24 protein-coding genes are annotated in these 23,043 nt (G+C 64.0%); 13 read left to right on the forward strand and 11 right to left on the reverse strand.

Features of this window, described 5'->3' with window-relative positions; translation table 11 throughout:
• The first annotated feature begins 243 nt into the window (after window positions 1-243).
• From argS to O3298_RS27655, 7 genes are read left to right on the forward strand one after another with little or no spacing between them, the layout of a single operon-like run.
• A complete protein-coding gene (argS, locus tag O3298_RS27625) occupies window positions 244-1,953 on the forward strand; it encodes an arginine--tRNA ligase (RefSeq protein WP_305061050.1) in 1,710 nt (569 codons plus the stop codon).
• A 20-nt stretch (window positions 1,954-1,973) separates the two neighbouring features.
• The gene (locus O3298_RS27630) at window positions 1,974-2,669 is read left to right on the forward strand and encodes an SPOR domain-containing protein (protein ID WP_305061051.1); all 696 of its coding nucleotides are present in this window, start codon (window positions 1,974-1,976) and stop codon (window positions 2,667-2,669) included.
• 9 nt (window positions 2,670-2,678) lie between these two features.
• Window positions 2,679-3,350, forward strand: a complete 672-nt coding sequence (locus tag O3298_RS27635; protein ID WP_305061052.1) for a thiol:disulfide interchange protein DsbA/DsbL — start codon at window positions 2,679-2,681, stop codon at window positions 3,348-3,350.
• A 37-nt stretch (window positions 3,351-3,387) separates the two neighbouring features.
• Complete coding sequence (locus O3298_RS27640) at window positions 3,388-4,149, forward strand: SDR family oxidoreductase (RefSeq protein ID WP_305061053.1); 762 nt, start codon at window positions 3,388-3,390, stop codon at window positions 4,147-4,149.
• A gap of 10 nt (window positions 4,150-4,159) precedes the next feature.
• Window positions 4,160-4,954, forward strand: a complete 795-nt coding sequence (locus tag O3298_RS27645; RefSeq protein WP_289913568.1) for a biotin--[acetyl-CoA-carboxylase] ligase — start codon at window positions 4,160-4,162, stop codon at window positions 4,952-4,954.
• Window positions 4,955-4,958: 4 nt separating this feature from the next.
• Window positions 4,959-5,717, forward strand: coding sequence for a type III pantothenate kinase (locus O3298_RS27650; RefSeq protein ID WP_305061054.1), 759 nt, complete (start codon window positions 4,959-4,961; stop codon window positions 5,715-5,717).
• A complete protein-coding gene (locus O3298_RS27655) occupies window positions 5,711-6,415 on the forward strand; it encodes an SPOR domain-containing protein (protein WP_305061055.1) in 705 nt (234 codons plus the stop codon). Before O3298_RS27650 ends, O3298_RS27655 begins: the two co-directional genes overlap by 7 nt.
• A gap of 137 nt (window positions 6,416-6,552) precedes the next feature.
• Here the strand turns inward: O3298_RS27655 and O3298_RS27660 are convergent, their stop codons facing one another.
• The 6 genes from O3298_RS27660 to O3298_RS27685 all read right to left on the reverse strand — a co-directional run bounded on the left by O3298_RS27660 (window position 6,553) and on the right by O3298_RS27685 (window position 13,451).
• Window positions 6,553-7,608, reverse strand: coding sequence for a septal ring lytic transglycosylase RlpA family protein (locus O3298_RS27660; RefSeq protein WP_305061056.1), 1,056 nt, complete (start codon window positions 7,606-7,608; stop codon window positions 6,553-6,555).
• Window positions 7,608-8,723, reverse strand: a complete 1,116-nt coding sequence (rodA, locus tag O3298_RS27665; RefSeq protein WP_077399426.1) for a rod shape-determining protein RodA — start codon at window positions 8,721-8,723, stop codon at window positions 7,608-7,610. Before rodA ends, O3298_RS27660 begins: the two co-directional genes overlap by 1 nt.
• An 8-nt stretch (window positions 8,724-8,731) precedes the next feature.
• Window positions 8,732-10,702 carry a penicillin-binding protein 2 gene (gene mrdA, locus O3298_RS27670; RefSeq protein ID WP_305061057.1) on the reverse strand — a complete coding sequence of 657 codons (1,971 nt, stop codon included), beginning with the start codon at window positions 10,700-10,702 and terminating at the stop codon, window positions 8,732-8,734.
• Between the two features lie 12 nt (window positions 10,703-10,714).
• A complete protein-coding gene (gene mreD, locus O3298_RS27675; protein WP_035824494.1) occupies window positions 10,715-11,227 on the reverse strand; it encodes a rod shape-determining protein MreD in 513 nt (170 codons plus the stop codon).
• Window positions 11,224-12,297: a rod shape-determining protein MreC gene (gene mreC, locus O3298_RS27680; RefSeq protein ID WP_289919740.1), complete on the reverse strand. Its 1,074-nt coding sequence runs from the start codon at window positions 12,295-12,297 to the stop codon at window positions 11,224-11,226. Before mreC ends, mreD begins: the two co-directional genes overlap by 4 nt.
• A 110-nt stretch (window positions 12,298-12,407) precedes the next feature.
• On the reverse strand, window positions 12,408-13,451 hold the full coding sequence (locus O3298_RS27685) for a rod shape-determining protein (RefSeq protein ID WP_010393186.1): 1,044 nt from the start codon (window positions 13,449-13,451) through the stop codon (window positions 12,408-12,410).
• Between the two features lie 350 nt (window positions 13,452-13,801).
• Between O3298_RS27685 and gatC the strand changes: the two genes are divergently transcribed.
• The 6 genes from gatC (at window position 13,802) to O3298_RS27715 (ending at window position 20,113) form a co-directional block, all read left to right on the forward strand.
• The gene (gatC, locus tag O3298_RS27690) at window positions 13,802-14,104 is read left to right on the forward strand and encodes an Asp-tRNA(Asn)/Glu-tRNA(Gln) amidotransferase subunit GatC (protein WP_077399414.1); all 303 of its coding nucleotides are present in this window, start codon (window positions 13,802-13,804) and stop codon (window positions 14,102-14,104) included.
• Window positions 14,105-14,157: 53 nt separating this feature from the next.
• The gene (gene gatA / locus O3298_RS27695) at window positions 14,158-15,642 is read left to right on the forward strand and encodes an Asp-tRNA(Asn)/Glu-tRNA(Gln) amidotransferase subunit GatA (protein ID WP_305061058.1); all 1,485 of its coding nucleotides are present in this window, start codon (window positions 14,158-14,160) and stop codon (window positions 15,640-15,642) included.
• 37 nt (window positions 15,643-15,679) lie between these two features.
• Window positions 15,680-17,155 (forward strand): Asp-tRNA(Asn)/Glu-tRNA(Gln) amidotransferase subunit GatB, encoded by a 1,476-nt coding sequence (gene gatB, locus O3298_RS27700; RefSeq protein WP_305061072.1) that lies wholly within the window; start codon window positions 15,680-15,682, stop codon window positions 17,153-17,155.
• Between the two features lie 195 nt (window positions 17,156-17,350).
• Window positions 17,351-17,734: a BlaI/MecI/CopY family transcriptional regulator gene (locus O3298_RS27705; RefSeq protein WP_152283918.1), complete on the forward strand. Its 384-nt coding sequence runs from the start codon at window positions 17,351-17,353 to the stop codon at window positions 17,732-17,734.
• On the forward strand, window positions 17,731-18,978 hold the full coding sequence (locus O3298_RS27710; RefSeq protein WP_305061059.1) for a M56 family metallopeptidase: 1,248 nt from the start codon (window positions 17,731-17,733) through the stop codon (window positions 18,976-18,978). Before O3298_RS27705 ends, O3298_RS27710 begins: the two co-directional genes overlap by 4 nt.
• A 97-nt stretch (window positions 18,979-19,075) precedes the next feature.
• Window positions 19,076-20,113, forward strand: coding sequence for an oxidoreductase (locus O3298_RS27715; RefSeq protein WP_305061060.1), 1,038 nt, complete (start codon window positions 19,076-19,078; stop codon window positions 20,111-20,113).
• On the opposite strand, the gene O3298_RS27720 is transcribed toward O3298_RS27715, so the two are convergent.
• The 5 genes from O3298_RS27720 to O3298_RS27740 all read right to left on the reverse strand — a co-directional run bounded on the left by O3298_RS27720 (window position 20,106) and on the right by O3298_RS27740 (window position 23,041).
• Window positions 20,106-20,438, reverse strand: a complete 333-nt coding sequence (locus tag O3298_RS27720; protein WP_289913682.1) for a hypothetical protein — start codon at window positions 20,436-20,438, stop codon at window positions 20,106-20,108. The genes O3298_RS27715 and O3298_RS27720 overlap by 8 nt on opposite strands.
• Window positions 20,438-20,902: a carboxypeptidase regulatory-like domain-containing protein gene (locus O3298_RS27725; protein WP_289913558.1), complete on the reverse strand. Its 465-nt coding sequence runs from the start codon at window positions 20,900-20,902 to the stop codon at window positions 20,438-20,440. The genes O3298_RS27720 and O3298_RS27725 overlap by 1 nt, the downstream gene beginning before the upstream one ends.
• Before the next feature lie 65 nt (window positions 20,903-20,967).
• The gene (locus O3298_RS27730; protein WP_077399393.1) at window positions 20,968-21,159 is read right to left on the reverse strand and encodes a YqaE/Pmp3 family membrane protein; all 192 of its coding nucleotides are present in this window, start codon (window positions 21,157-21,159) and stop codon (window positions 20,968-20,970) included.
• A gap of 73 nt (window positions 21,160-21,232) precedes the next feature.
• On the reverse strand, window positions 21,233-22,126 hold the full coding sequence (locus O3298_RS27735; protein WP_289913557.1) for an alpha/beta fold hydrolase: 894 nt from the start codon (window positions 22,124-22,126) through the stop codon (window positions 21,233-21,235).
• Window positions 22,127-22,147: 21 nt separating this feature from the next.
• Complete coding sequence (locus O3298_RS27740; RefSeq protein ID WP_289913556.1) at window positions 22,148-23,041, reverse strand: LysR substrate-binding domain-containing protein; 894 nt, start codon at window positions 23,039-23,041, stop codon at window positions 22,148-22,150.
• Window positions 23,042-23,043: the final 2 nt, after the last annotated feature.

The raw sequence follows: 23,043 nt of genomic DNA on the forward strand, positions 1-23,043 counted from the left end.
GGCAAAAAACTGCATATATACAAGCAGAATGCGCCATGCTGATGTTTTCATGCACCAACATAGGCATGCTGTCCTGATAATATCGTGAAAAGCGCCGGCACGGGCACACTGCCGGCTGGCGTATTGTTCCCGGCAGCAAACCAGTATAATTAACGCAGTCTGGGCGGCTTGGGTACTGGCCGTCCGTTTTGCTTTTTGATTCATTCTATTCATTCTTAACGCGGTTCCACCGCCATCCTGCTCATGCTCGCCCAACAGAAACAAGAAATCATCGCCCTGTTCCAGGCCGCCCTCGCTCCCGTCCTGGCCGGCACCTCGCTTGCGCCTAGCGTAGTGCTCGAGCGACCACGCGATGCATCGCATGGCGACGTCGCCTGCAATATCGCCATGCAACTGGCCAAGCAGCTGAAACAGAATCCCCGCGAACTGGCGCAAACCATCGTGACGGCCGTGCTGGCCAATCCGGCCGGCAAGGGCCTGGTCGAGGCAGTGGAAATCGCCGGTCCCGGCTTCATCAACGTGCGCGTCTCCGCCGCCGCCAAGCAAGCCGTGGTGAAAACCATCTTGAGCGAGGCCGACAGCTATGGCCGCTGCACGGCAGGCGCCGGCAAGCAAGTCATCCTGGAATTCGTCTCGGCCAACCCGACCGGTCCGCTGCACGTGGGCCACGGCCGCCAGGCAGCCCTGGGCGACGCCCTGTCCTCGCTGTTCGACGCGCAAGGCTACAAAGTGACGCGCGAGTTCTACTACAACGACGCGGGCGTGCAGATCCAGACCCTGGCCAATTCCGTGCAGGCGCGCGCGCGCGGCTTCAAGCCGGGCGACGCCGAATGGCCAGAGTCCGCCTACAACGGCGACTACATCGCCGATATCGCCAACGACTTCAAGGCAGGCAAGACGGTCTCGGCCAGCGATGGCCAGCCAGCGACGGCCAACGGTAACGTGGAAGACATCGATTCGATCCGCCCGTTCGCCGTCACCTACCTGCGCAACGAGCAAGACATCGACTTGCAGGCGTTTGGCGTGAAGTTCGACAATTACTACCTGGAATCGTCGCTGTATGCGGACGGCAAGGTCAACAGCGCGGTGGAAACCCTGATCAAGGCGGGCCACACGTATGAGCAGGATGGCGCGCTGTGGCTGCGCACCACCGACTTCGGCGACGACAAGGACCGCGTCATGCGCAAGACGGACGGCACCTACACGTATTTCGTGCCGGACGTCGCGTATCACCTGGTGAAATGGCAGCGCGGCTTCGTGCAAGCCATCAATATCCAGGGCAGCGACCACCACGGCACCATCGCGCGCGTGCGCGCCGGCCTGCAGGCGGTCGACATGGGCATCCCGCAAGGCTACCCCGACTACGTGCTGCACAAGATGGTCACCGTCATGAAGGATGGCGAAGAAGTCAAGATTTCGAAGCGCGCCGGCTCCTACGTGACCGTGCGCGACCTGATCGAATGGTCGGGCGGCGGCGACATCGCCAAGGGCCGCGACGCCGTGCGCTTCTTCCTGATCTCGCGCAAGGCCGACACGGAATTCGTCTTCGACGTCGACGTGGCGCTGAAAACCACCGACGAAAACCCCGTCTATTACGTGCAATACGCGCATGCGCGCATTTGCCGCATCCTGGAAAACTGGGGCGGCGATGCAAGCACGGTCGCCAGCGTCGACCTTTCCCCGCTGACGGCGCCGACCGAAGCGACCCTGCTGGCGACCCTGGCCGCCTACCCTGAAATGCTGGCGCGCGCGCAAGCCGAACTGGGACCGCACCAAGTCGCCTTCTACCTGCGCGACCTGGCCGCCAACCTGCACAGCTTCTACTTCGCCGAAAAAGTGCTGGTCGAGGACGAAGCCGTAAAGTTGGCCCGCCTGGCCCTCGTCATCGCCGCGCGCCAGGTACTGCGCAACGGCCTGGCACTGATCGGCGTGTCCGCGCCAAACAAAATGTAATCGCGAAGGTCAAACCGTCAATGAATCACGCTTCCCGCTTCTCTTCGTCCCGGCGCCAGCAGGGCAATACCCTGGTCGGCATCATCATCGGCCTGGTCATCGGCCTGGGCATCGCCGTGGTGGTCGCCCTGGTGATCACCAAGGGCGCCTCGCCCTTCACCGACAAGTCGGGCAAGGCCGGCAAATCGGCCGAGCCGACGGCTGGCCAGATCGCCGACCCGAACAAGCCGATGTACGGCAACAAGGAAGCGGCCAAGGAAGCGGCGCGCGACTTCTCCAAGGAGCCGCGCGAGATCGTCACGCCGACGCAGCCTGCCGCACAGGCACCCGCGCCCGCCACCGCGCAGCAGCCGAAGGCGCCGCCGCCGGACGCGCTGCAGGAATTGATCGGTACCTTGAAGGACAAGCCGGCGCCGAAAACGCCGGCGGCAGCACCAGCGGCGCCCGTGCCGCAAGCCAAGGCCGACGCAGCCAGCGACAAATGGATTTATTATCTGCAGGCCGGCGCCTTCCATGACATGTCGGACGCCGAAAGCACGCGCGGCAAACTGGCGCTGCTCGGCTTCGAAGCGGCCATCAGCGACCGCAGCACCGATGCCGGCGTGCTGCACCGCGTACGGGTCGGGCCGTTCAACCAGCTCGAAGCGATGAACCGCGCACGCACCAAACTGTCTGAAAACGGCATCGATGTCGCCGTCGTCCGCAACCAAAAATAAGGAACCAGCATGCGTTTTCTGAAGAACCTCCTGATCGCCGCCGCCCTGTGCACCGCCGCCATGGGGGCGTCGGCCTCGCCGGCCGAGCCGAAGAACGGCGTCGAGTACGAAACCCTGCCCGCGCCGCAGGCGACGGAATCGGGCAAGAAAATCGAAGTGACGGAATTCTTCGCCTATTACTGCCCCCATTGCAACGTGCTCGAACCGCAGCTGGCGGCCTGGGTCAAGAAACAGGGCGACAACATCGTCTTCAAGCGCGTGCACGTGTCGCGCGATGACAGCGTGGCGCCGCAGCAGCGCTTGTTCTTCACCCTGCAAGCCATGGGCCTGGTCGACAAGCTGCACACCGGCGTCTTCCACGCCATGCACGTTGAACGCAACCGCCTGAACACCGACGACGCCGTCTTCGACTTCGTCGCCAAGCAGGGCGTGGACCGCCAGAAGTTCACCGACACCTACCGTTCGATGGGTGTCTCGGCCCGCGTGCGCCGCGCGGACGCCATGATGCAGGGTTATAACGTGACGTTCTGGCCCATGATCGCCATCGATGGCCGCTACATCACCTCCCCTTCGCAGGCCGACCAGGGCAGCAAGTCGGCCAAGAACGAAGAGCAGCTGAACGCCCAGGCGCTCAGCGTGATGGACGTGCTGGTCGCGAAAGCCAAAGCGGAAAAGAAATAAGCATGGCCACTTCCCTGGCGCGCCCGGGCACCGCCTGATGCATCGCGTTTTCATCACGGGCGCGTCGAGCGGACTGGGCGCCGCCCTGGCGCTGCAGTACGCGCGCCAGGGCGCCCATCTGGGCTTGCTGGCCCGCCGCGGCGACACCCTGCAGCAACTGATCGCCTCCCTGCCCCACCCTGAACGCCACCGCGCCTACGCCGTCGATGTGTGCGACCACGCCGCCCTGAAAAGCGCGGCCGGCGACTTCATCGCCCATGCCGGCGGCATCGACGTCGTCATCGCCAGCGCCGGCGTGTCGTACGGCACCTTGAGCGAACATGCGGAAGACCTCGACGCCTTCGCCCGTTTGATCGCCATCAACGTCACGGCCACCGTCGCCACCTTCGCCCCCTTCATCGCCGCCATGAAAAGCCAGGGCAGCGGACGCCTGGTGGGCATCGGCAGCGTGGCCGGCATCCGCGGCCTGCCCGGCGCCGAAGCCTACAGCGCCTCGAAGGCGGCCGTCATCAGCTACTGCGAATCGCTGCGCCTGGAATTGAAACCGGCGGGCATCAAGGTCGTCACCATCACGCCCGGCTACATCGACACGCCGATGACGCGCCATAACGCCTACCGCATGCCTTTCCTGATGCCGGCCGAAAAATTCGCCGTGCGTGCCGCGCGCGCCATCGCCGATGGCGACAGCTACCGCGTGATCCCGTGGCAGATGGGCGTCGTCGCCAAGCTGCTACGCGCGCTGCCCAATGCCGTCTACGACCGGGCCTTCGCGAATGCGCCGCACAAGGCGCGCAACTGAACTGACCACCATGACGAAGCACTCAGACCTGAACAGCGCGGCCATCGCCGCCCATTGCGCCACAGGCGCCTCCCACGTGGCCATCGAAGTGGTCGACGAAACGGGATCGACCAACGCCGACCTGCTGGCGCGCTGCGCCACCCTGGCCGGCCCCACCCTGCGCATCGCCGGCCAGCAGACGGCCGGACGGGGACGCGCAGGGCGGCCCTGGGTGTCGCAACCGGACGCCAGCCTGATGTTCTCGCTGGCCTGGCGCTTCAAGGGACCGCTGCACCGGCTGGTCGGCCTGCCGCTGGCCGTCGGCGTGGCGCTGGCCGAAACCATGACGGCGCTGGGCGTGCCCGTGCAATTGAAGTGGCCAAACGACCTGCTCAAGGATGGGCATAAACTGGCCGGCATCCTCGTCGAGACGCAGCAGACGCCAGACGGTGGCGTGTGCGCCGTCATCGGCTGCGGCATCAATCTGCTGATGCCCGACGCGCTGGAACGGCAGATCGGCCGCAGCGTCTCGGCCGTGCCCTGGCTGGCGCAGATGGAGCGCAATACACTGGTGGCAGCCCTGCTCAGCCGCCTGGCCGGCGTGCTGGCCGAATTCGACGACACGGGCTTTGCGCCCTTCACGGAACGCTGGAACGCACTGCATGCCTGGCAAGGCCAGCACGTAAAAATCCTCGACAATGGCCAACTGCTGCAGCAAGGCGTGGCGGCCGGCGTGGATGAACTGGGCCGGCTGCTGCTGCGCGGCGAAGATGGCTTGCAGCACATCATGTCCGGCGACGTGTCCCTGCGCCTGACGGGGGAGTAAGCGCATGCTGCTGCTGATCGACGCCGGCAATACGCGCATCAAATGGGCGCTCGTGGCCGCCGACAGCGCCACCGGCGGCTGGCTGGCCAGCGGCGCCGTCACGCATGCGCAGATCGACACCCTGGCCGCGCAGTGGGCGTCACTCGCCATCGGCGAAGCACTGCTGTCGAACGTGGCAGGCGCCGTCATCGGCACGCACCTGCGCGCCATGCTGCCGGTCGTTGCCCGCGACTTTGTCTCGCTGCCGCAGCTGGCGGGACTGAAAAATGGCTACCGCATGCCGTCGCAACTGGGCTGCGACCGTTTTGCCGCCGCCATCGGCGCGCACGCGCTGGCGCCTGGCCAGGCCGTCATCGTCGCCAATTGCGGCACCGCCACCACCATCGACGCCATCACGGCCGATGGCATTTTCCTCGGCGGGATGATCTTGCCGGGACTGGGACTGATGGCCAGCTCGCTGGCGCGCAACACGGCGCAGCTGCCGCAGATCGCCAGCGACGCCCTGCTGCCGGCCGGCTTTGCCGACAACACGGATGACGCCATCCTCTCCGGCTGCCTGGCGGCCCAGGCGGGCGCCATCGAACGGGCCGTGCGCATGCACGGCGCCGGCGCCTGCCTGCTGTCGGGCGGCGCCGCATCGCGTATCGCACCGGCGCTCGCGCTGGCGGTACCGCTACACCTGGTCGACAATATCGTCATGCTCGGCCTGCAGGCGGCCGCGCGCGCCGGGGCTGCAGGAACACAAGGAAACCACCAATGCTGAAATTCGTCTTCTGGCTGCTGGCCGGCGTCAACCTGCTGGTGCTGGCCATCGGCCAGGGTTATCTGGGCAGTTTTCGTACGGAGACGCGCGAACCGGCGCGCCTGAAAAACCAGCTGCAGGCGACCAAGCTCACCTTGCTGACGCAGGAGCAGGCCATGGCGCCCGCCGCGCCGCCTGCCGCGGAAGAGGCAGTGACGCCGGCGGCGGCCGCACCGGCGCCACCGCCACCGCCATCATATGCGTGCACGGAAGTGGGCAATTTCCTGCTGGCTGACGGACGCCGCTTCGAAGCGCAAGTGGCGTCGCTGGACCTGGGCGACCGCCAGTCGCGCCGCAACGTGGCCGGCCAGGAGATTTCCAGCTACATGGTGTACATCCCGCCGCAGGGCAGCAAGGAAGGCGCCGACCGCAAGGCGGGCGAATTGAAGCAGCTGGGCGTGACGAATTACTTCATCATGAATGAAAGCAGCCCGCTGCGCTGGGGCATTTCACTGGGTGTGTTCAAGTCGGAAACCAGCGCGCAAAGCCAGCTGGCATCGCTCAATAAACAGGGCGTGCACAGCGCCCGCGTCGCACCGCGCTACAGCGCCAGCAAGCAGATGGCTTACCAGTTCCGCGACCTCGACGCCGCCACGCGCGCGCGTCTCGAAAAGATCAAAACGCAGTTCCCTGACCAGGAACTGCGCAACTGCAAATAAGCACCTGACTAAACCTACTGCGCGTCGCGCTTTGCGGCCTGCGATGCTCGCTGTGCTCCAGCACAGCTGCGCTTCTTAGCCAAAAATCGCTGCCGCTCGCTACGGTTTTATCAGGTGCTTTGCACCATCAGGCGCGCCTAGCGTTGGATGACGATAGGCTTGATGCCTGTCGATTCCGGCAAATTCGCCGCCGCGCGGGCCGCTTCGGCGCGGCTGGAGAACGGTCCGCCGTACAGGCGGAACAGGTTACCGGCCTGCACCACGCCCAGGCTACCGAGGGCTGCCGCGTATGGCGCCAGGCGCGAACGTCCCGATTCCGCGTTGTCGGCACGCGAGTAGGCGCCCAGCTGCAAATAGAAGCCGCTGGCCAGCGCCGCCGGTGCCGGCATGGCCACCGTCGCATCGACGGGCAGCATCTGCGTCGACACTTCCGGCTGCACCACGGTGCCCGTTTCTACCGGCGTGTCGATGGAGATGGCCACCACGGACGGCACCGGCTTGGGCGCCGCACGGGCCGCAAGGATGGCGTCGATATCGGCTGGCAGCAGCCGTTCGACGACCACCTGGTGGCTGCCCTTGCCGAGGAAGCCCAGTTTCAGCGCCGCCGTGTAGGACACGTCGATCACGCGCGTGGCGTGGAACGGCCCACGGTCGTTGATGCGCACGATCACCTGCTCGCCGCTGTCGATGCTCGTCACGCGCGCATACGATGGAATCGGCAAGGTCGGATGGGCCGCCGTCATCTTGTACATATCGTAGATTTCACCGGACGAGGTGCGCTGGCCATGGAATTTCTTGCCATACCAGGTACCCATGCCTTTCTGCTTGAACGGTTCGTTATCGGTGATCGGCGTGTAGGTCTTGCCGAAGACGACATACGGGCGGTTCGAGCGCGTGGAATACGGCTCGTTACGCACTTCCGCATCGGGCACGTCGCGCAGGTTGGCCGGCGGATTATCGCCTGGGCCATCGTCCTTGTAGTAGCCGCCACGCCCGGAGCCGGCCGCCGGCAGCGCAGGCAAGGTGGGATCCTGGCGCACAGGGGACTTGACCTTGCCGCCGGATGGCAGCGGCACGTTATTCGATGCGGGCTTTTGCGGCGTCGTGCCGCAGGCGGCCAGGGTCAGCAAGACCGTCAGCAGTGTGGCAACATTCGGCCCGCGCATGGCGAAGGTATCGAAAGGCGCGCGCATCAGGTCTGCACCAGCTTGCGGTGGCGCTGAATGCTCATCAGGATACCGGTGGCCACGCCCAGGGTCAGCAGCGCGGTGCCGCCATAGCTGAGGAATGGCAAGGGGACGCCGACCACCGGCACGATGCCGCTGACCATGCCCATGTTGACGAAGGCGTAAGTAAAGAAAATCATAGTGATCGCTCCTGCCAGCAGGCGAGTGAAAAAACTGGGGGCGTTGGCGGCGATCATCAGCCCCCGTCCCACCAGCAGCAAATACATCAGCATCAGGATCAAGTTACCGACCAGGCCGAATTCCTCGGAATATACGGCAAAAATAAAATCGGTCGTGCGTTCCGGAACAAACTCCAGGTGGGCTTGCGTGCCGTGCGTCCAGCCCTTGCCCGTCATGCCGCCGGAACCGATGGCGATGATGGACTGGATAATATGGAAACCCTTGCCCAGCGGGTCCTTGGTCGGGTCGATCAGCATCATCACGCGGTCGCGCTGGTAATCATGCAGGTGCGACCAGGCGATCGGCAGGCAGGAAACGAAGGTGATCAGCAAGCCGGCCAGCACCTTCCACGACAAGCCGGCCAGGAAGATGACGGTAAAGCCGGCCGCCACCACCAGCAGCGCGGTGCCCAGGTCGGGCTGGCGCGCGATCAGATAGACGGGCGCCAGCAACAGCACGGCCGCCATCACGAACGATTTCCAGCGCAGGGCGCCCGCATTATGCTGGAAGAACCAGGCCAGCATCAGCGGCGTGGCGATCTTCAGGAATTCGGACGGCTGGATGTCGATCACGCCGATATGCAGCCAGCGCCGCGCACCGAGCTTGATGGTGCCGAACAGCGCCACGGCCACCAGCAAGATCACCGACACCGTATAGGCGGGTACGGCGATGCGCATCATCATCTGCGGCGTGACGTTGGCCGCCACCCACATGACGAAAAAGCACAGCAGGATATTGCGCAAATGGTCTTCGATCTTGCCGGGGATGCCGATGCTGGCCGAATACAGGGTCAGCAGGCTGGTGCTGAGCAGCATCAGGATGATGATCATCAGCGGCGGATCGAACACCGCCAGATAGGGTTTGGCGCGCCGCCACAGCGAGCGCCTCTCGTTAATGGGCATGTGCTTCCTTATTGCCTGGCAGGTGCCGCCGGGGCAGCCTGCTCGTCAGTGATTTCTTCCAGGGTGCGCACTTCGTCGACATCTTCCTTGGGCACCTTGGTGGTGTCCTTTTCCTTGTCGCTCGGGCGCTTGCCCAGCAAGTAGTAGTCGAGTGCCTTGCGCGCGATTGGCGCGGCCACGCCGGCGCCGAAGCCCGCGTTTTCCACCACGATGGCAATCGCGATGCGCGGCTTGTCGGCCGGCGCGAAGGCCGTAAACAAGGCGTTGTCGCGCAGGCGTTCGGCCAGCAGCTTGGCGTTGTACTTCTCGTTTTTCTTGATGCCCACCACCTGCGCCGTACCCGTCTTGCCGCCCACCGTGTACTGCACGCCGGTGAAGATGCGCGCGGCCGTGCCGCCCTGCTCGCTAGTCACGCCCACCATGGCGCGCTTGATGATGTCGATGTTTTCCTGCTTGAGCGCGATGCGGTAGCTTTCCTTCGGCACCGTCAGGGTGCGCGCGCGCGTGGCGGCGTCTTCGATGATCTTCACCAGATGCGGTTTCATCACCACGCCGTTATTGGCCAGGTTGGCCGTCGCGTGGGCGATCTGCAGCGGCGTATACGAATTGTAGCCAGAGCCGTTACTCACCGAAATCGTGTCGCCGCCCACCCATTTTTTCTGCTGCGGCGTCTTGAAGCGGTTGCGCTTCCATTCCGTCGACGGCAGCACGCCCGTCTTTTCGTTATTCAGGTCGATGCCCGTCAACTGGCCGAAACCGAACGGCTTCATGAAGTCGTGGATGGCGTCGATGCCCATGTCGCGCCCCAGCTGATAGTAATAGGTGTTGCACGAGACGACGATGGACTTGTGCATGTCCACCGTGCCGTGGCCGCCCACCTTATCGTCGCGGAAGGTATGCCCGCCGAGAATGAAGAAACCGGGATCGGAAATCGACTGGCTCGGCGTACGCTTGCCCAATTCCAGCGCGGCCAGCGCCATGAAGGGCTTGAAGGTCGAGCCAGGCGCGTAGGTGCCGGACAGGGGACGGTTGACCATCGGCCGGTCCAGCGAAGTATTGAGCTCATTCCAGCTTTGCTGGTCGATGCCGTCGACGAACAGGTTGGGGTCATAACCTGGCTTGGAGACGTAGGCGAGAATGTCGCCCGTGGCCGGGTCGATGGCCACGGCCGCGCCACGCCATTCGCCGAACGCTTCCTCGACCACTTTTTGCAGTTCGATGTCGATCGACAGGATCAGGTTGTTGCCCGGGGTGGCCGCCGTGCGCGACAGGGTGCGCATGGCGCGCCCGCCGGCCGACACTTCCACCTCTTCGTAGCCGGTGGTGCCATGCAGCTGCTTCTCGTAGCTTTTTTCCAGGCCTTCCTTGCCGATATGGTCGGTGCCGTTGTAGTTGGCCGCGTCCTCGCCCTCTTCCAGCGCCTTCGCTTCATTGCGGTTGATGCGGCCGATAAAACCCACCACGTGCGAGGCGATTTCGCCCATCGGATACTGGCGGAACAGGCGCGCCTGCACCTCGACGCCAGGGAAGCGGAAGCGCTGCGCCGTGAAGCGCGCCACTTCCTCGTCCGTCAGGCGCGTGCGCAGCGGCACACTGACGAAATTCTTCGACTCTTCCAGCAGCTTCTTGAAGCGGCGGCGGTCCTTGATGTCGATCTGCACCAGGGTCGACAGCTCGTCGATCACGGAATCGAGACTGGCGCTCAATTTCGATGGCGTGATTTCCAGCGTATAGGCCGAGTAATTGCGCGCCAATACCACGCCGTTGCGGTCGAGGATCAGGCCGCGCGTGGGCACGATGGGCACCACGGCGATGCGGTTGTCCTCGGCCTTGGTGGCGTAATCCTCGTGCTTGATCACCTGCAGCCAGATGAAACGCGCCAGCAGCAGCGAAAAGCAGACGAAGACGAGCCCGCCCAGGATGGTCAGGCGCATGCGGAAAAAATGCAGTTCGCGCTCGGTGTTTTTCAGTTCAGTCATTGCAGGCGCCCGTCAAATCGGCCGGTTGTGGTCACGGTCCACGGCGCGGCGCTGCGGCGCCAGCAGGATCCACGTGACGAAGGGCCACAGGGCCACGGCGACGAAGCTCTCGATGAAATTGAGCCAGCCGGGGAAACGGCCCGAGACGATCAGCCGCGTCAGCAATTGCAGCGCCTGCGTCAGCAGCAGCAGCGGCAGCACGTGCAGCGCCTGCGTCAGGATGGGGAACCACAGCACGCGGCGGTGCATCATGATGGCGAAATACGACAGCAAGGTGTAGGCCAGCGCATTCTCGCCCAGCAGGGTCGAATCGTGCACGTCCATCATCAGGCCCATGAAGAACGCCACGCCGATACCGACCTTGCGCGGCTGGTGGATGCCCCAGAAGACCAGCACCAGGGCGACGAAATCGGGCACGCCGACGAACTGCCCCCACGGCAGCAGGTTCAGCAAAAAAGCGCACAGCAGGGAAAAACCGATGAACAGGGGGCTGACCGGCAGCAGGATGTAATGCGGGCGGTTCATCGTGTCGCTTCCTTCGGTGGCACGGCGGCAGGTGTTGGTACAGGTGTTGCGGCAGGCGCCGCCGGTTTCGGCGCAGGACTCGCAGGCGGTTTCGCGGCCGGCACTGCGGCCGTATTGGCGGCAGGTGGTGTCGCAGCGGCAGCCGCAGGCTCCTTGGCAGGGTCCTTGATCGGCGCCATCTTGCCGGCGATCTTGCGGCCCGTCTTGACTTCTTCGGCGGGCGGACGCGGTGGAATGTCCGGCGACGTCATCAAGATGAGCAGCTGGGTGTTGCGCTCGATGCCGGCCAGCGGCTGGCACACGACGCGGCCGAACGGGCCATGCGCATTGCGCTCGACCAGGGTCACGCGCGCCACGGCCAGGCCGGCCGGGTACAGGCCGTCGAGGCCCGAGGTAATGACGATGTCGCCGATCTGGATGTCGGCGCTGGGGGCCGTGAAGCGCAGCTCCATGGTGCCGGACTTGCCACGGCCGATGGCCACGCTGCGCACGCCGTTGCGCAGCAGTTGCACGGGAATGGCTTGCTCTTCATCGGTCAGCAGGGTCACTTCGGAGGTGAACGGGAACACGCGCGTGACTTGCCCCACCACGCCGAGGTTGTCGATCACGGGGCGGCCCAGTTCCACGCCATGCTGGATACCGCGATCGAGCACGATCTTGCGCGTGGCCGAATCGCGCGTGTCATACAGGACTTCCGCCATCATGGTCTTGACGGGAACGCGCTCGCGCGCTTCCATCAATTTGCGCAAGTGGTTGTTTTCAACGATATTGAGCTGCGCCTGCTGCAGGATCTGCGCCGAGGCGATTTGCTCGTGTTTCAGGTCGCGCACCTGTTTTTCCAGGGCGGACAGCGAAGAAAAGTAATTGCCGACGCCAAGCGCCACATCGCGCGGCACCAGGGCCGCCATCTGCACCGGATACAGCACGGTGCCGACGGCCTGGCGCACGGCCGTCAGCGCGTGCATGCGCGAATCGACCAGCAGCAGGGCGATTGAAATGCCGGCGAACACCATCATCTTGACGCGGGCGGAGGCGCCTTGTTTGAAAAGTGGCGGAGGACTGTATTCCATGACTTCCAATAATCAGGCCAGGCGCAGTGCGCCAACGTGCAGGCCCCGGTCAGACGCCGGCGCCAAAACCAAAAAAAGGCCGGAAAATGGTTTCCGGCCCTTCTGTCAGATTATTCGTAGGAGAAGATCGAGCCGAGCTTGTCCATACGTTCCAGTGCCATCCCGGAACCGCGCACCACGCAGGTGAGCGGGTCCTCGGCCACCAGCACCGGCAGGCCGGTTTCCTCCATCAGCAGGCGGTCCAGGTCGCGCAGCAGTGCGCCGCCGCCCGTCAGCATCATGCCTTTTTCGGCGATGTCGGCGCCCAGTTCCGGCGGCGTCTGTTCCAGCGCGTTCTTCACGGCCGAGACGATGTTGTTCAGCGGGTCGGTCAGCGCTTCGAGGATCTCGTTGCTGGAGATGGTGAACGAACGCGGGATGCCTTCGGACAGGTTGCGGCCCTTGACTTCCATTTCCTTCACTTCCGAGCCAGGGAAGGCCGAACCGATGGCCTTCTTGATGGCTTCAGCCGTCTGTTCGCCGATCAGCATGCCGTAGTTGCGGCGGATGTAGTTGACGATGGCTTCATCGAACTTGTCGCCGCCGACGCGCACGGAACCCTTGTAGACCATGCCGCCCAGCGAGATGATGCCCACTTCGGTGGTGCCGCCGCCGATGTCGACCACCATCGAGCCCGTTGCTTCGGACACGGGCAAGCCCGCGCCGATGGCCGCTGCCATCGGTTCTTCGATCAGGTACACCTGCGAGGCGCCGGCACCCAGGGCCGATTCGCGGATGGCGCGGCGCTCGACCTGGGTCGAACCGCACGGCACGCAAATGATGATGCGCGGCGATGGACGGAAGAATTTCGAGTCGTGCACCATGCGGATGAATTGCTTGAGCATCTGTTCGGTAACGGTGAAGTCGGCGATCACGCCATCTTTCATCGGACGAATCGCTTCGATATTGCCCGGCACCTTGCCCAGCATCTGCTTGGCTTCCTTGCCGACTGCCTGAATGGTCTTCTTGCCATTCGGACCGCCTTCCTGGCGGATGGCGACGACGGATGGCTCGTCCAGGACGATACCGAGGCCGCGTACATAAATAAGGGTGTTGGCCGTGCCCAAGTCAATGGCCAGATCGGTGGAGATATACCTGCGTAAAAAACCAAACATGAGTGTCCTGTAGCGCATCGAGCTGCGCAAAAGCTGTTTATGGGGAGTTTCAAAGCGGGCGCTTTCAGGCACCCTGAAAATCCAAAAGGCGATTTTTCCGGGTTTCGCTTGGCGCTTGCGCAATCTTTTCTATGCTGCGGCAGCAGTCCATCAGCGCCGGCAACGCATTAACCCGCCATTCTACCTTATAATTTGAATGCGATTTGCTCAAAAACCATGGAAAAGTGCGACTCTTGCAGCCGCGAGTTACGCGGCATTCCTCGATTTTTGTGAGCAAAATAGCAGTAAATACCCGCGTTTTATCAAAACGCCAACTTAATACTAATGCGCGGCACTCCGCGCCATTCGCCATGTCCCTGACACTCTCCGACGTAAAACGCATCGCCCACCTGGCCCAACTTGAAATGGCCGACGACCAGGCCGTCACGTCTTTGGCCCAATTGAACAAGATTTTTGCACTCGCGGAACAAATGCAAGCCGTCAATACCGATGGCGTGGCGCCCCTGAGCCACCCGCTGGCCGCCCACATGGACAATATCGCCCTGCGCCTGCGCGACGATATCGCCACGGAACAGAACCGCCGCGATGCCTACCAGGCCGTGGCGCCGAAGGTACAGGATGGCCTGTACCTCGTGCCCAAGGTCATCGAGTAAACACGCCGTAGCGCTGTTCCCGCCTTTTTGCCGAATATCAAAATAGAAACGCCATGCATACAAAATCCATCAAACAGCTGTCCACGCTTTTGCAGAACAAGGAAATTTCCGCCGTTGCACTGGCGACGCATTTCCTCGACCGCATCGAAGCGGACACCTCGAACGCCTTCCTGCACGTCGACCGTGCCCTGACCCTGGCGCAAGCTGCCGAGGCCGACGCGCGCATCGCCGCCGGCACGGCCACGCCCTTGACGGGCGTGCCGATCGCGCACAAGGATTTGTTCGTCACGAAAGGCTGGCGCACGACGGCCGGCTCGAAAATGCTGGCCGACTACGCCAGCCCGTTTGACGCCACCGTGGTGGAGAAATTCCAGGCCGCCGGCATGGTCACCCTGGGCAAGGTCAATTGCGATGAGTTCGCCATGGGCTCCGGCAACGAGAACTCGGCCTTCGGCGCCGTGCAAAACCCGTGGGACAAGGCGGCCGTACCGGGCGGCTCGTCCGGCGGCTCGGCCGCCGCCGTGGCGGCTGGCCTGACGCCGGCCGCCACCGGCACCGACACGGGCGGCTCGATCCGGCAGCCTGCCGCCTTTTGCGGCATCACCGGCATCAAGCCGACGTATGGCCGCGTCTCGCGCTTCGGCATGATCGCCTTTGCCTCGTCGCTGGACCAGGGCGGCCCGATGGCCCGTTCGGCCGAAGACTGCGCCCTGCTCTTGAGCGCCATGGCCGGCTTCGACGAACGCGACTCGACCAGCCTGTCGCCGGAACAGGGCGGCGTGGCGGAAGATTTTTCGCGTGAACTGGGCCAGCCGCTGACGGGCTTGCGCATCGGCGTGCCGTGCGAGTACTTCGGCGAAGGCCTGGCCAAGGACGTGGAAGCGGCCGTGCGCGGCGCGCTGGCGCAGTATGAAAAGCTGGGCGCCACCCTGGTCGACATCTCCCTGCCGAACACCGCCCTGTCGATTCCCGCCTATTACATGATCGCGCCGGCCGAGGCGTCGTCGAACCTGTCGCGCTACGACGGCGTGCGCTACGGCCACCGCGCTACCGAGTACAAGGACTTGCAGGACATGTACAAGAAGTCGCGCGCACAGGGCTTCGGACCCGAAGTACAACGCCGCATCATGGTCGGCACCTATGTGCTGTGCCACGGCTACTACGACGCCTACTACCTGAAGGCGCAAAAGATCCGCCGCCTGATCGCGCAGGATTTCGACGCCGTGCTCAATGGCCCGAACGCCGTCTGCGACGTCATCATGGGCCCCGTCGCGCCAACCGTCGCCTGGGACCTGGGCGACAAGACGGACGACCCGGTGGCGAACTACCTGGCCGACATCTACACCCTGTCGACCAGCCTGGCCGGCCTGCCCGGCATGTCAATCCCGTGCGGTTTCGGCGAGGGCGAAAAGAACGCCAAGCGCCCCGTCGGCCTGCAAATCATCGGCAATTACTTTGGCGAAGCCAAGCTGCTCAATATCGCCCACCAGTTCCAGCAAGTGACGGACTGGCATACGCGCAGCCCGGCAGGCATTTAAGAAATAATTCGCGCCGCCCAGGCGGCGCCACCAAAAAATAAGCGAGAACACTATGCAATGGGAAGTCGTCATCGGTCTTGAGAACCACGTTCAGCTCACGACCGAATCCAAAATTTTCAGCGGTTCGCCGATCAAGTACGGCGCCGAAGCCAACACGCAAGCCAGTCCCGTCGACCTGGCGCTGCCAGGCGTGCTGCCGGTCATGAACAAGCAAGCCGTCGACCGCGCCATCCGCTTCGGCCTGGCCGTCGGCGCCACCGTCGCGCCGCACTCGGTCTTCGCGCGCAAAAACTATTTTTATCCCGATTCGCCCAAGGGTTACCAGATCAGCCAATTCGAAGACCCCGTCGTCATCGGTGGCGCCCTGACCTTCGGCTATGAAAAGGATGGCGAATTCGTCACCAAGACGGTCAACCTGACGCGCGCCCACCTGGAAGAAGACGCGGGTAAATCGCTGCACGAAGACTACGCGGGCATGAGTGGCATCGACTTGAACCGCGCCGGCACGCCGTTGCTGGAAATCGTCTCGGAACCGGAAATCCGCAGCGCCGCCGAAGCCGTGGCCTATGCCAAGGCGCTGCACTCGCTGGTCATGTGGCTGGGAGTTTGCGACGGCAACATGCAGGAAGGCTCGTTCCGCTGCGACGTCAACGTTTCCGTACGCCCCGTCGGCCAGAAGGAATTCGGCACGCGCTGCGAAATCAAGAACCTGAACTCCTTCCGCTTCATCGAGGAAGCCGTGCACGTGGAAGTGCGCCGCCAGATCGAACTGATCGAAGAAGGCGGCAAGGTCGTGCAGGCGACGCGTCTGTACGATCCGGACCGCAAGGAAACGCGCGAAATGCGCAGCAAGGAAGACGCGCAGGATTACCGCTACTTCCCGGACCCTGACCTGCCGCCGCTGGTCATCTCGCAAGCGTGGATCGACACGGTCAAGGCCTCGATGCCGGAACTGCCGGCCGCCATGCGCGCCCGCTTCATCAGCGAATACGCGCTGCCGGAATACGACGCGCTGGTGCTGACGCAGTCGAAAGCCATGGCCACCTACTTCGTCGCCGTGGTCGACAAGGCTGGCAAGGAAAACGCCAAGGCCGCCGCCAACTGGCTGATGGGCGACGTGTCGTCGACCCTGAACCGCGAAGGCGTGGACCTGGACGACGCCCCCGTCTCCGCCGCGCAGCTGGCCGCCATGCTCAAGCGCATCGCAGACGGCACAATCTCGAACAAGGCGGCAAAGGAAGTCTTCGCCGGCATGTGGGAAGCGAAGTCAGACGACGAGAACCTGGTCGATACCATCATCGACGCCAAGGGCCTGAAGCAGATCTCGGACTCGGGCGCCCTGGAAACCATCGTCGATGAAGTGCTGGCGGCGAACGCCAAGTCGGTGGAACAGTACCGCGCCGGCAAGGAAGCGGCCATCAACGCGCTGATCGGCCAGGCCATGAAAGCGTCGAAAGGCAAGGCCAATCCAGCCCAGCTGACGGAATTGCTGAAGGCCAAGCTGGCGGGATAATTCTCCTCCGTACGCCCCCAAAAAAAAGACGCTGCGGCGTCTTTTTTTTGCCTGCCCGGCTCATTTCTAAACAAGCTTGTCTATATTTTCCAGCATGCCTGACAAGCGTTTATGCGGCATTGAAAATTAAAGTATACATTTTTGTCTACAACGATTATTCTAGCCTTATTGAATTTCAGGCAAGAGGAAAACAGCATGGGCAAGACGCACGACATCCCGAAACCGACGGCAGCCGAACTCGATCTGCTGCAGGCACTGTGGCCGCTGGGCGCCGCCACGGCCAAGCAGGTGCACGAGGCGATGGCGCTGGCCAAGCCGGCCATCACCTACGGCACCGTGCTGCGCCTGATGCAGATCATGCATGGCAAGGGCTTGCTGATCCGCGACGAAAGCCAGCGTTCGCACGTGTATGCGCCGGCGCAGGCGCAGGACAGCCTGCAGACGAACCTGCTCAAGGAATTGATGCAGAAAGCCTTTGCCGGTTCGGCCAAGGCGCTGGTGCTGGCGGCCCTGCGCACGGGCGTGTCGCGCGCCGAACGCGCAGAGATCGAAAAAATGCTCAAGGACGATCAATCATGAGCGCCTTCGTGCCGGCCCTGGGCTGGACCCTGCTGCACTTCCTGTGGCAAGGCTTGCTGATCGGCTGCGCCACGGCGCTGGCGCGGGCCGTCCTGCGCAATGCGCGTCCCGAGGCGCGCTATGCCGTCGGCTGCGGCGCCCTGCTGGCCTGCCTGGCCTGGCCGGCGGCGGGCTTGTATCTGCGCCTGGCCGGCGGCGATGCCACGGGCGTCCTGTTTTCCAGCACCTTGCTGCCGGCCGCCCTGCTGGCGCCCGACAGCTTACCCGACCTGGACCTGCTGCTGCGCGCCATCGTCGGCGTGTGGGCGCTGTGCGCCGCCATGCTGGCCCTGCGCATGGCACTGGGCATGCTGTGGATAGCACGCAGCGCCCGCAAAGACGAGGCCACGCACACCCTCTGGCAAACGCGCTTGTCCGGCATGGCGCAAGATGCCGGCGTGACGCGGCCCGTGCGCCTGCGCGTGCTCGACGACATTGCCAGCCCCCTCACGGCCGGCATCTGGCGCCCCATGGTGCTGGTGCCGGCGGCGCTGATCACCGGCATGCCGCCGCACCTGCTCGACGCGCTGCTGGCGCATGAACTGGCGCACATCCGGCGCCTCGATTATCTGCTCAACCTGCTGCAAAACGCCATCGAGGCGCTGCTGTTCTTCCACCCTGCTGTCTGGTGGATTTCACGCGGCGTGCGCCTCGAACGCGAACACATTGCAGATGATTTCGCAGCAAGACAACTGGGCGAACCGCGGCGTCTGGCTCTTGCACTCTCGGAACTGGAACGTCTCCAGTTCTCAACCCACCACCTGGCCCAGGCGGCCAACGGAGGAGATCTTATGTCACGTATCACACGACTGCTGCGCCCTGCACCACAAACCCTGAACTGGAAAGCGGCCATACCGCTGCTGGCACTGGCCGGCGCCTGCCTCGGCATCTACGGCCAGGCCGTCGCCGCCGACAGCGCACCCGTGCTGGAGCGCCGCCCCGTCATCGACTTTGGCGTCTGCGGCAAACCGACCTACCCGGCCGCATCGCTGCAGGCGAAGGAAGAGGGCACGGTCAACATGTCCTTCGATGTCGATGCCACCGGCAAGGTCCACGGGTCGAGCGTGGTCAAAAGCAGCGGCCATCCGGCCCTCGACGAGGCGGCGCGCAGCGGCATCGCCAAGTGCACGTTCAAGCCGGCCCTCGCTGGCGGCAAGCCAGTCAGCGCCAGCGTCAAGGTGCAATATGTCTGGAGCCTGAACTAATGCAGTAGCGGCGGCATCGCAGCGACATTGTTGCAGCGATGCCGCCGCCCGCTTGCGGGTATGATCATGGATTCTTCCACGCACCTGTGAATACGCCATGAACAAGATCAAAACCGGCCTGGTCGGCTACGGCTTTGCCGGCTCCACCTTCCACGCGCCCGTGCTGTCCACCATCGAGGCCCTGGAACTGGCCGCCGTCGCTTCCAGCAAACCGGAGCTCGTGCACAAGGATTGGCCGCACGCGACCGTGTATGCCGATCCCGCGCAACTGTTTGCCGATCCGTCCATCGAGCTGGTCGTCATCGCCGCGCCCAATGAGGCGCATTTCAGCCTGGCGCAAGCGGCCCTGCAGGCGGGCAAGCACGTGGTGGTCGACAAGCCCTTTACCATTTCCAGCTTTGAAGCACAGAGTCTGATCGCACTGGCCAAAGAGCGCAAGCTGGTGCTCAGCGTGTATCACAACCGGCGCTGGGATGGCGACTTCCTGACCCTCAAAACGCTGCTGGCGCAGGGTGCCCTGGGGCGCATCGCCAGCGTCGAATCGCATTTCGACCGTTTCCGTCCCGAGATCCGCCAGCGCTGGCGCGAGTCCGGCGCGCCGGGCGGCGGCCTGCTGTACGACCTGGGTCCGCACATGCTGGACCAGGCCATGCAGCTGTTCGGCCAGCCGGAAAAGCTGTACGCCGATATCGCCCTGCAGCGCGACGGCGCACAGGCTGCAGATTATATGCACCTTGTGCTGTACTACGACCGGCTGCGCGTGGTGCTGCAAGCGGGTTGCCTGGTGAAGGCGCCGACGGCGCGCTTCGCCGTGCATGGCGACAAAGGCAGTTTCGTGAAGTTTGGCCTCGACCCGCAGGAAGACGCCCTGAAGGCAGGCGGCAGGCCGGGCCAACCCGGCTGGGGCGTGGATCCCGTGCGCGGCGCCCTGCACCTGGGCACGCAGCCGGACGGCCATGCCGAACACCTCGAGATGCAAGCGGGCCGCTACCAGGACTTTTACCAGGGCATGGCCGACGCCATCCGCCACGGCGCACCGGCGCCCGTGGCAGCCGAAGATGCGGCGACGACGATACGCCTGATCGAACTGGCGCTGCAAAGCGCCACCGAAGGGCGCGTACTCAAGGTCAGTTGATGACGAAGGCCAGCACCACGGCCCCCAGCGCCAGCAGGGCCAGGCCGCAAATGAACAGCAGTTCGCCCCACCATTCGTAGCGCAAGCGCGACTGGCCGGGGCGCAGCGACATGAACGAAAGCACGGCGCTGACGAGAAAGACGATGGCATCGACGGCCAGCAGCTTGTCGATGGCCACGCGCACCTCGCCGCGCGGCGCCAGGTGCCCGATCGACAGCACCGTCATGCATACGCCAACCATCGTCGCCGACGTGGGCAGGATATGGGCAGACAAACCGCGCGCCGGCACGCCCCGCTCGGGCGCCGCCTTGCCGTCGCCCGACATCAAGGCCGGCCCTGGTTCGTTCCCGCCGGCCAGACCAGCTCCACGCGCGCCGAGCTGCCCGCCTTGACCTGCACCTTGCGTTCCAAGGTCTTGCCGGCCAGGGTGGCGCGCAAGCGGTAGCTGCCCGGCGGCAGTTTCGCCAGCAGGAACGGTCCGCTGGCCGTCGTTTCCAGCACCGACAGCCCCTTGGCATCGCTGATCTGCAGCTTCACGTCGGAGGCAAATTCCGCCTTGCCTGCCGCCTGCACGGAAAACACCAGGCTCAGGGGCCAATGCCGGCTGGCGCTCTTGATGGCCGTCGACTCGTCGAGGCCGATGCCGCCGCTCAGGTACTCCACCGCCCCGCTCTTCTGCACGGGCGGCAGTGCGTTATCCGTTTGCGCCTGCGCCGCACTTCCCAGCAACAGCCCGGCGGCCAGCATTGCCGCCGCCAAGCCCAGGGTACCGCGTCTGTTTGATGCCATCTCACTCTCCTCGTGTCGGTTGAATCAAGATAGGAAGCGCAGCTTAGGCAGGACTTAGGAAACCATCAACGCCGGCGCATGGCCTCGGCGATCTTCTGGTCCGTCTTGAACTGGCTCAGCGCATATACGGCCCAGATCGTCGCTGGCAGCCAGCCGATCAAGGTGATTTGCAGGATCAGGCAAATGATGCCGGCGATCGGACGGCCGATCGTGAAAAAGGTCAGCCACGGGAATATCAGGGCAATCAGCAAGCGCATCGTTCGTTCCTTCAGTATTCCCCTGCGCCGCGGGGACCGGGCCGGCATGCGGCGGTAAAATCCATTGACCTGATTATAACGATACCTGCGCCTCACGCGGCGCGGGTGCCAGTTGTTTTTCCATCCACGCCAGGATGGCGGCGAAGATCACCTCGCGGTTCAGCTCATTGAAATTCTCGTGGTAATTGGCCGGATAGTAGTGATAGTCGAGCAAGCCATCGGGCACGCTGCGCAGCATGCTTTCCGTGGCGCGGCTGTCGGCCAGCTTGTCGTCACCGGCCACCACGGCGAACAGGGGGAAACGCCAGCCCGACAAGCCGCTCGCCAATTCCTTTTGCGCCGACGTCAAGGCATGGGCGAAACGTACCGAGGCGGCACTGGCGCGGATGCCGTCGCGCTCATCCTGGAAATGGCGCGCGGTGATGGTCTGGTCGTGCGTGAGCAGCATGGTCAGATTCCCCAGCGGTACCTTCATCGTGGGGAAGCGCTGCGCCAGCCAGCCCGACAGCATTTGCAGCACCTTTGGCACGGGAATCGCATTCACGTAATACGGCGATGAGATGACAAAACCCTTGATGGCCGGGTCGCCCGCAAAGCGCCGCAGCCCCAGATGCGTGGCGATCAAACCGCCCATGGAGTGGCCCATGACGAAAACCGGCACGCCTGGATACGCCTGCTTGACCCAGGCGAGGAACAGCTCTTCGTCGTCGAGGAAAGCCTCGAACGATGGGATATCGACCTTGCGCTGGCCATCGTGGCCCACCATGTCGAAGCTGACGGTGGCGATGCCGTGCTGGCGGAAGGTCAGCGCCGGTGTAACGTAGTCGCCCGCATGCGCCATGCCGCCGTGGATCGCCAGGATCACGGCACGTGGCTGTTGTGGCCCTGGCGGCTGCCAGATGTGGATGGGCCGCTCGACCTGGTCGCTGCACCGCAGGCTGGCCATCTTGTCTTCTGAAAAACGCATCGCTGCTCCTGTCATGCCCTGTCACGCCTTCAGGTGATCGATCAACTGGCGCGCATACAGGGGTAATTCACTGAACTGGCGCACGCAAATCGTCAGATTGCGTACCGACCAGGGATCGGATAATTCCAGGCAGCGTAGCGCCATCGTCTGCTGGCAGCGGCTGGCAGCCGCCAGCGGCACCACGCTGATGCCCACGCCGCTGGCCACCATGCGGCACACGGCATCGAAGCTGCGCAGGCGCACGCGCACCTTCAATGGACGCCCCAGGCGCGCCGCATGCATGCCCAGGTACTGCTGCATCGCGCTGTCGTCGGCCAGGCCGATGAAATCGTGATCCAGCAGCGTGGAAAACGCGACGACACCATCCTGGCCCAGCGCGCGGTGGTGCACGCCATCGGCCGCCGCGATGACCACCAGGCGGTCGGGGCGAAACAAAAACGTCTGCAAGCCGCGCATGTCGACCGAGTCGGACACGATGCCCATGTCGGCCAGCCCTTCCGAAACGGCCTTGACGATATCGTAACTGAGGCGTTCTTCCAGGTCGATGGTCAGGTTCGGATGGCGGTCGAGAAAAGCGCCGAGCGCCTCGGGCAAAAATTCGCTGAGCGCCGCCGTATTGCACAGCAGCCGCAACTGCCCTTTCAAGCCGCGCGCAAACTCACCGAGCTCGCCGCGCATTTTCTCCATTTGCAGTAAAACGAGGCGCGCGTGATGCAGCAAGGTCTGGCCCACGGGGGTCGGCTCCACGCCGCGCCGCCTGCGCAGCAGCAAGGGCATGCCCAGCATCTCTTCCATGCCGCGCACGCGCGCACTGCTTGAGGCCAGCGCCAGGTGACTGCGCGCGGCGCCCGCCGTCAGGCTACCCGCCTCCACCACGTTGACAAACAGCTGCAAATCGACCAGATCAAAGCGCATGG

This window comes from Janthinobacterium sp. SUN137 (assembly GCF_030587265.1).
In the GTDB taxonomy this organism is placed as follows: Bacteria; Pseudomonadota; Gammaproteobacteria; order Burkholderiales; family Burkholderiaceae_D; genus Janthinobacterium; species Janthinobacterium kumbetense.

Bases quoted from the DNA above. Each gene is read 5' to 3' on its own strand.
- O3298_RS27705 (WP_152283918.1), top strand. From the start codon at position 17,351: ATGGGCAAGACGCACGACATCCCGAAACCGACGGCAGCCGAACTCGAT.
- mreC (WP_289919740.1), bottom strand. From the start codon at position 12,297: ATGGAATACAGTCCTCCGCCACTTTTCAAACAAGGCGCCTCCGCCCGC.
- gatA (WP_305061058.1), top strand. From the start codon at position 14,158: ATGCATACAAAATCCATCAAACAGCTGTCCACGCTTTTGCAGAACAAG.
- O3298_RS27645 (WP_289913568.1), top strand. From the start codon at position 4,160: ATGACGAAGCACTCAGACCTGAACAGCGCGGCCATCGCCGCCCATTGC.
- O3298_RS27685 (WP_010393186.1), bottom strand. From the start codon at position 13,451: ATGTTTGGTTTTTTACGCAGGTATATCTCCACCGATCTGGCCATTGAC.
- O3298_RS27715 (WP_305061060.1), top strand. From the start codon at position 19,076: ATGAACAAGATCAAAACCGGCCTGGTCGGCTACGGCTTTGCCGGCTCC.
- O3298_RS27635 (WP_305061052.1), top strand. From the start codon at position 2,679: ATGCGTTTTCTGAAGAACCTCCTGATCGCCGCCGCCCTGTGCACCGCC.
- gatC (WP_077399414.1), top strand. From the start codon at position 13,802: ATGTCCCTGACACTCTCCGACGTAAAACGCATCGCCCACCTGGCCCAA.
- O3298_RS27725 (WP_289913558.1), bottom strand. From the start codon at position 20,902: ATGGCATCAAACAGACGCGGTACCCTGGGCTTGGCGGCGGCAATGCTG.
- O3298_RS27720 (WP_289913682.1), bottom strand. From the start codon at position 20,438: ATGTCGGGCGACGGCAAGGCGGCGCCCGAGCGGGGCGTGCCGGCGCGC.
- O3298_RS27640 (WP_305061053.1), top strand. From the start codon at position 3,388: ATGCATCGCGTTTTCATCACGGGCGCGTCGAGCGGACTGGGCGCCGCC.
- O3298_RS27740 (WP_289913556.1), bottom strand. From the start codon at position 23,041: ATGCGCTTTGATCTGGTCGATTTGCAGCTGTTTGTCAACGTGGTGGAG.
- O3298_RS27735 (WP_289913557.1), bottom strand. From the start codon at position 22,126: ATGCGTTTTTCAGAAGACAAGATGGCCAGCCTGCGGTGCAGCGACCAG.
- rodA (WP_077399426.1), bottom strand. From the start codon at position 8,723: ATGCCCATTAACGAGAGGCGCTCGCTGTGGCGGCGCGCCAAACCCTAT.
- O3298_RS27660 (WP_305061056.1), bottom strand. From the start codon at position 7,608: ATGCGCGCGCCTTTCGATACCTTCGCCATGCGCGGGCCGAATGTTGCC.
- mrdA (WP_305061057.1), bottom strand. From the start codon at position 10,702: ATGACTGAACTGAAAAACACCGAGCGCGAACTGCATTTTTTCCGCATG.
- O3298_RS27650 (WP_305061054.1), top strand. From the start codon at position 4,959: ATGCTGCTGCTGATCGACGCCGGCAATACGCGCATCAAATGGGCGCTC.
- O3298_RS27730 (WP_077399393.1), bottom strand. From the start codon at position 21,159: ATGCGCTTGCTGATTGCCCTGATATTCCCGTGGCTGACCTTTTTCACG.
- argS (WP_305061050.1), top strand. From the start codon at position 244: ATGCTCGCCCAACAGAAACAAGAAATCATCGCCCTGTTCCAGGCCGCC.
- O3298_RS27710 (WP_305061059.1), top strand. From the start codon at position 17,731: ATGAGCGCCTTCGTGCCGGCCCTGGGCTGGACCCTGCTGCACTTCCTG.
- mreD (WP_035824494.1), bottom strand. From the start codon at position 11,227: ATGAACCGCCCGCATTACATCCTGCTGCCGGTCAGCCCCCTGTTCATC.
- O3298_RS27655 (WP_305061055.1), top strand. From the start codon at position 5,711: ATGCTGAAATTCGTCTTCTGGCTGCTGGCCGGCGTCAACCTGCTGGTG.
- O3298_RS27630 (WP_305061051.1), top strand. From the start codon at position 1,974: ATGAATCACGCTTCCCGCTTCTCTTCGTCCCGGCGCCAGCAGGGCAAT.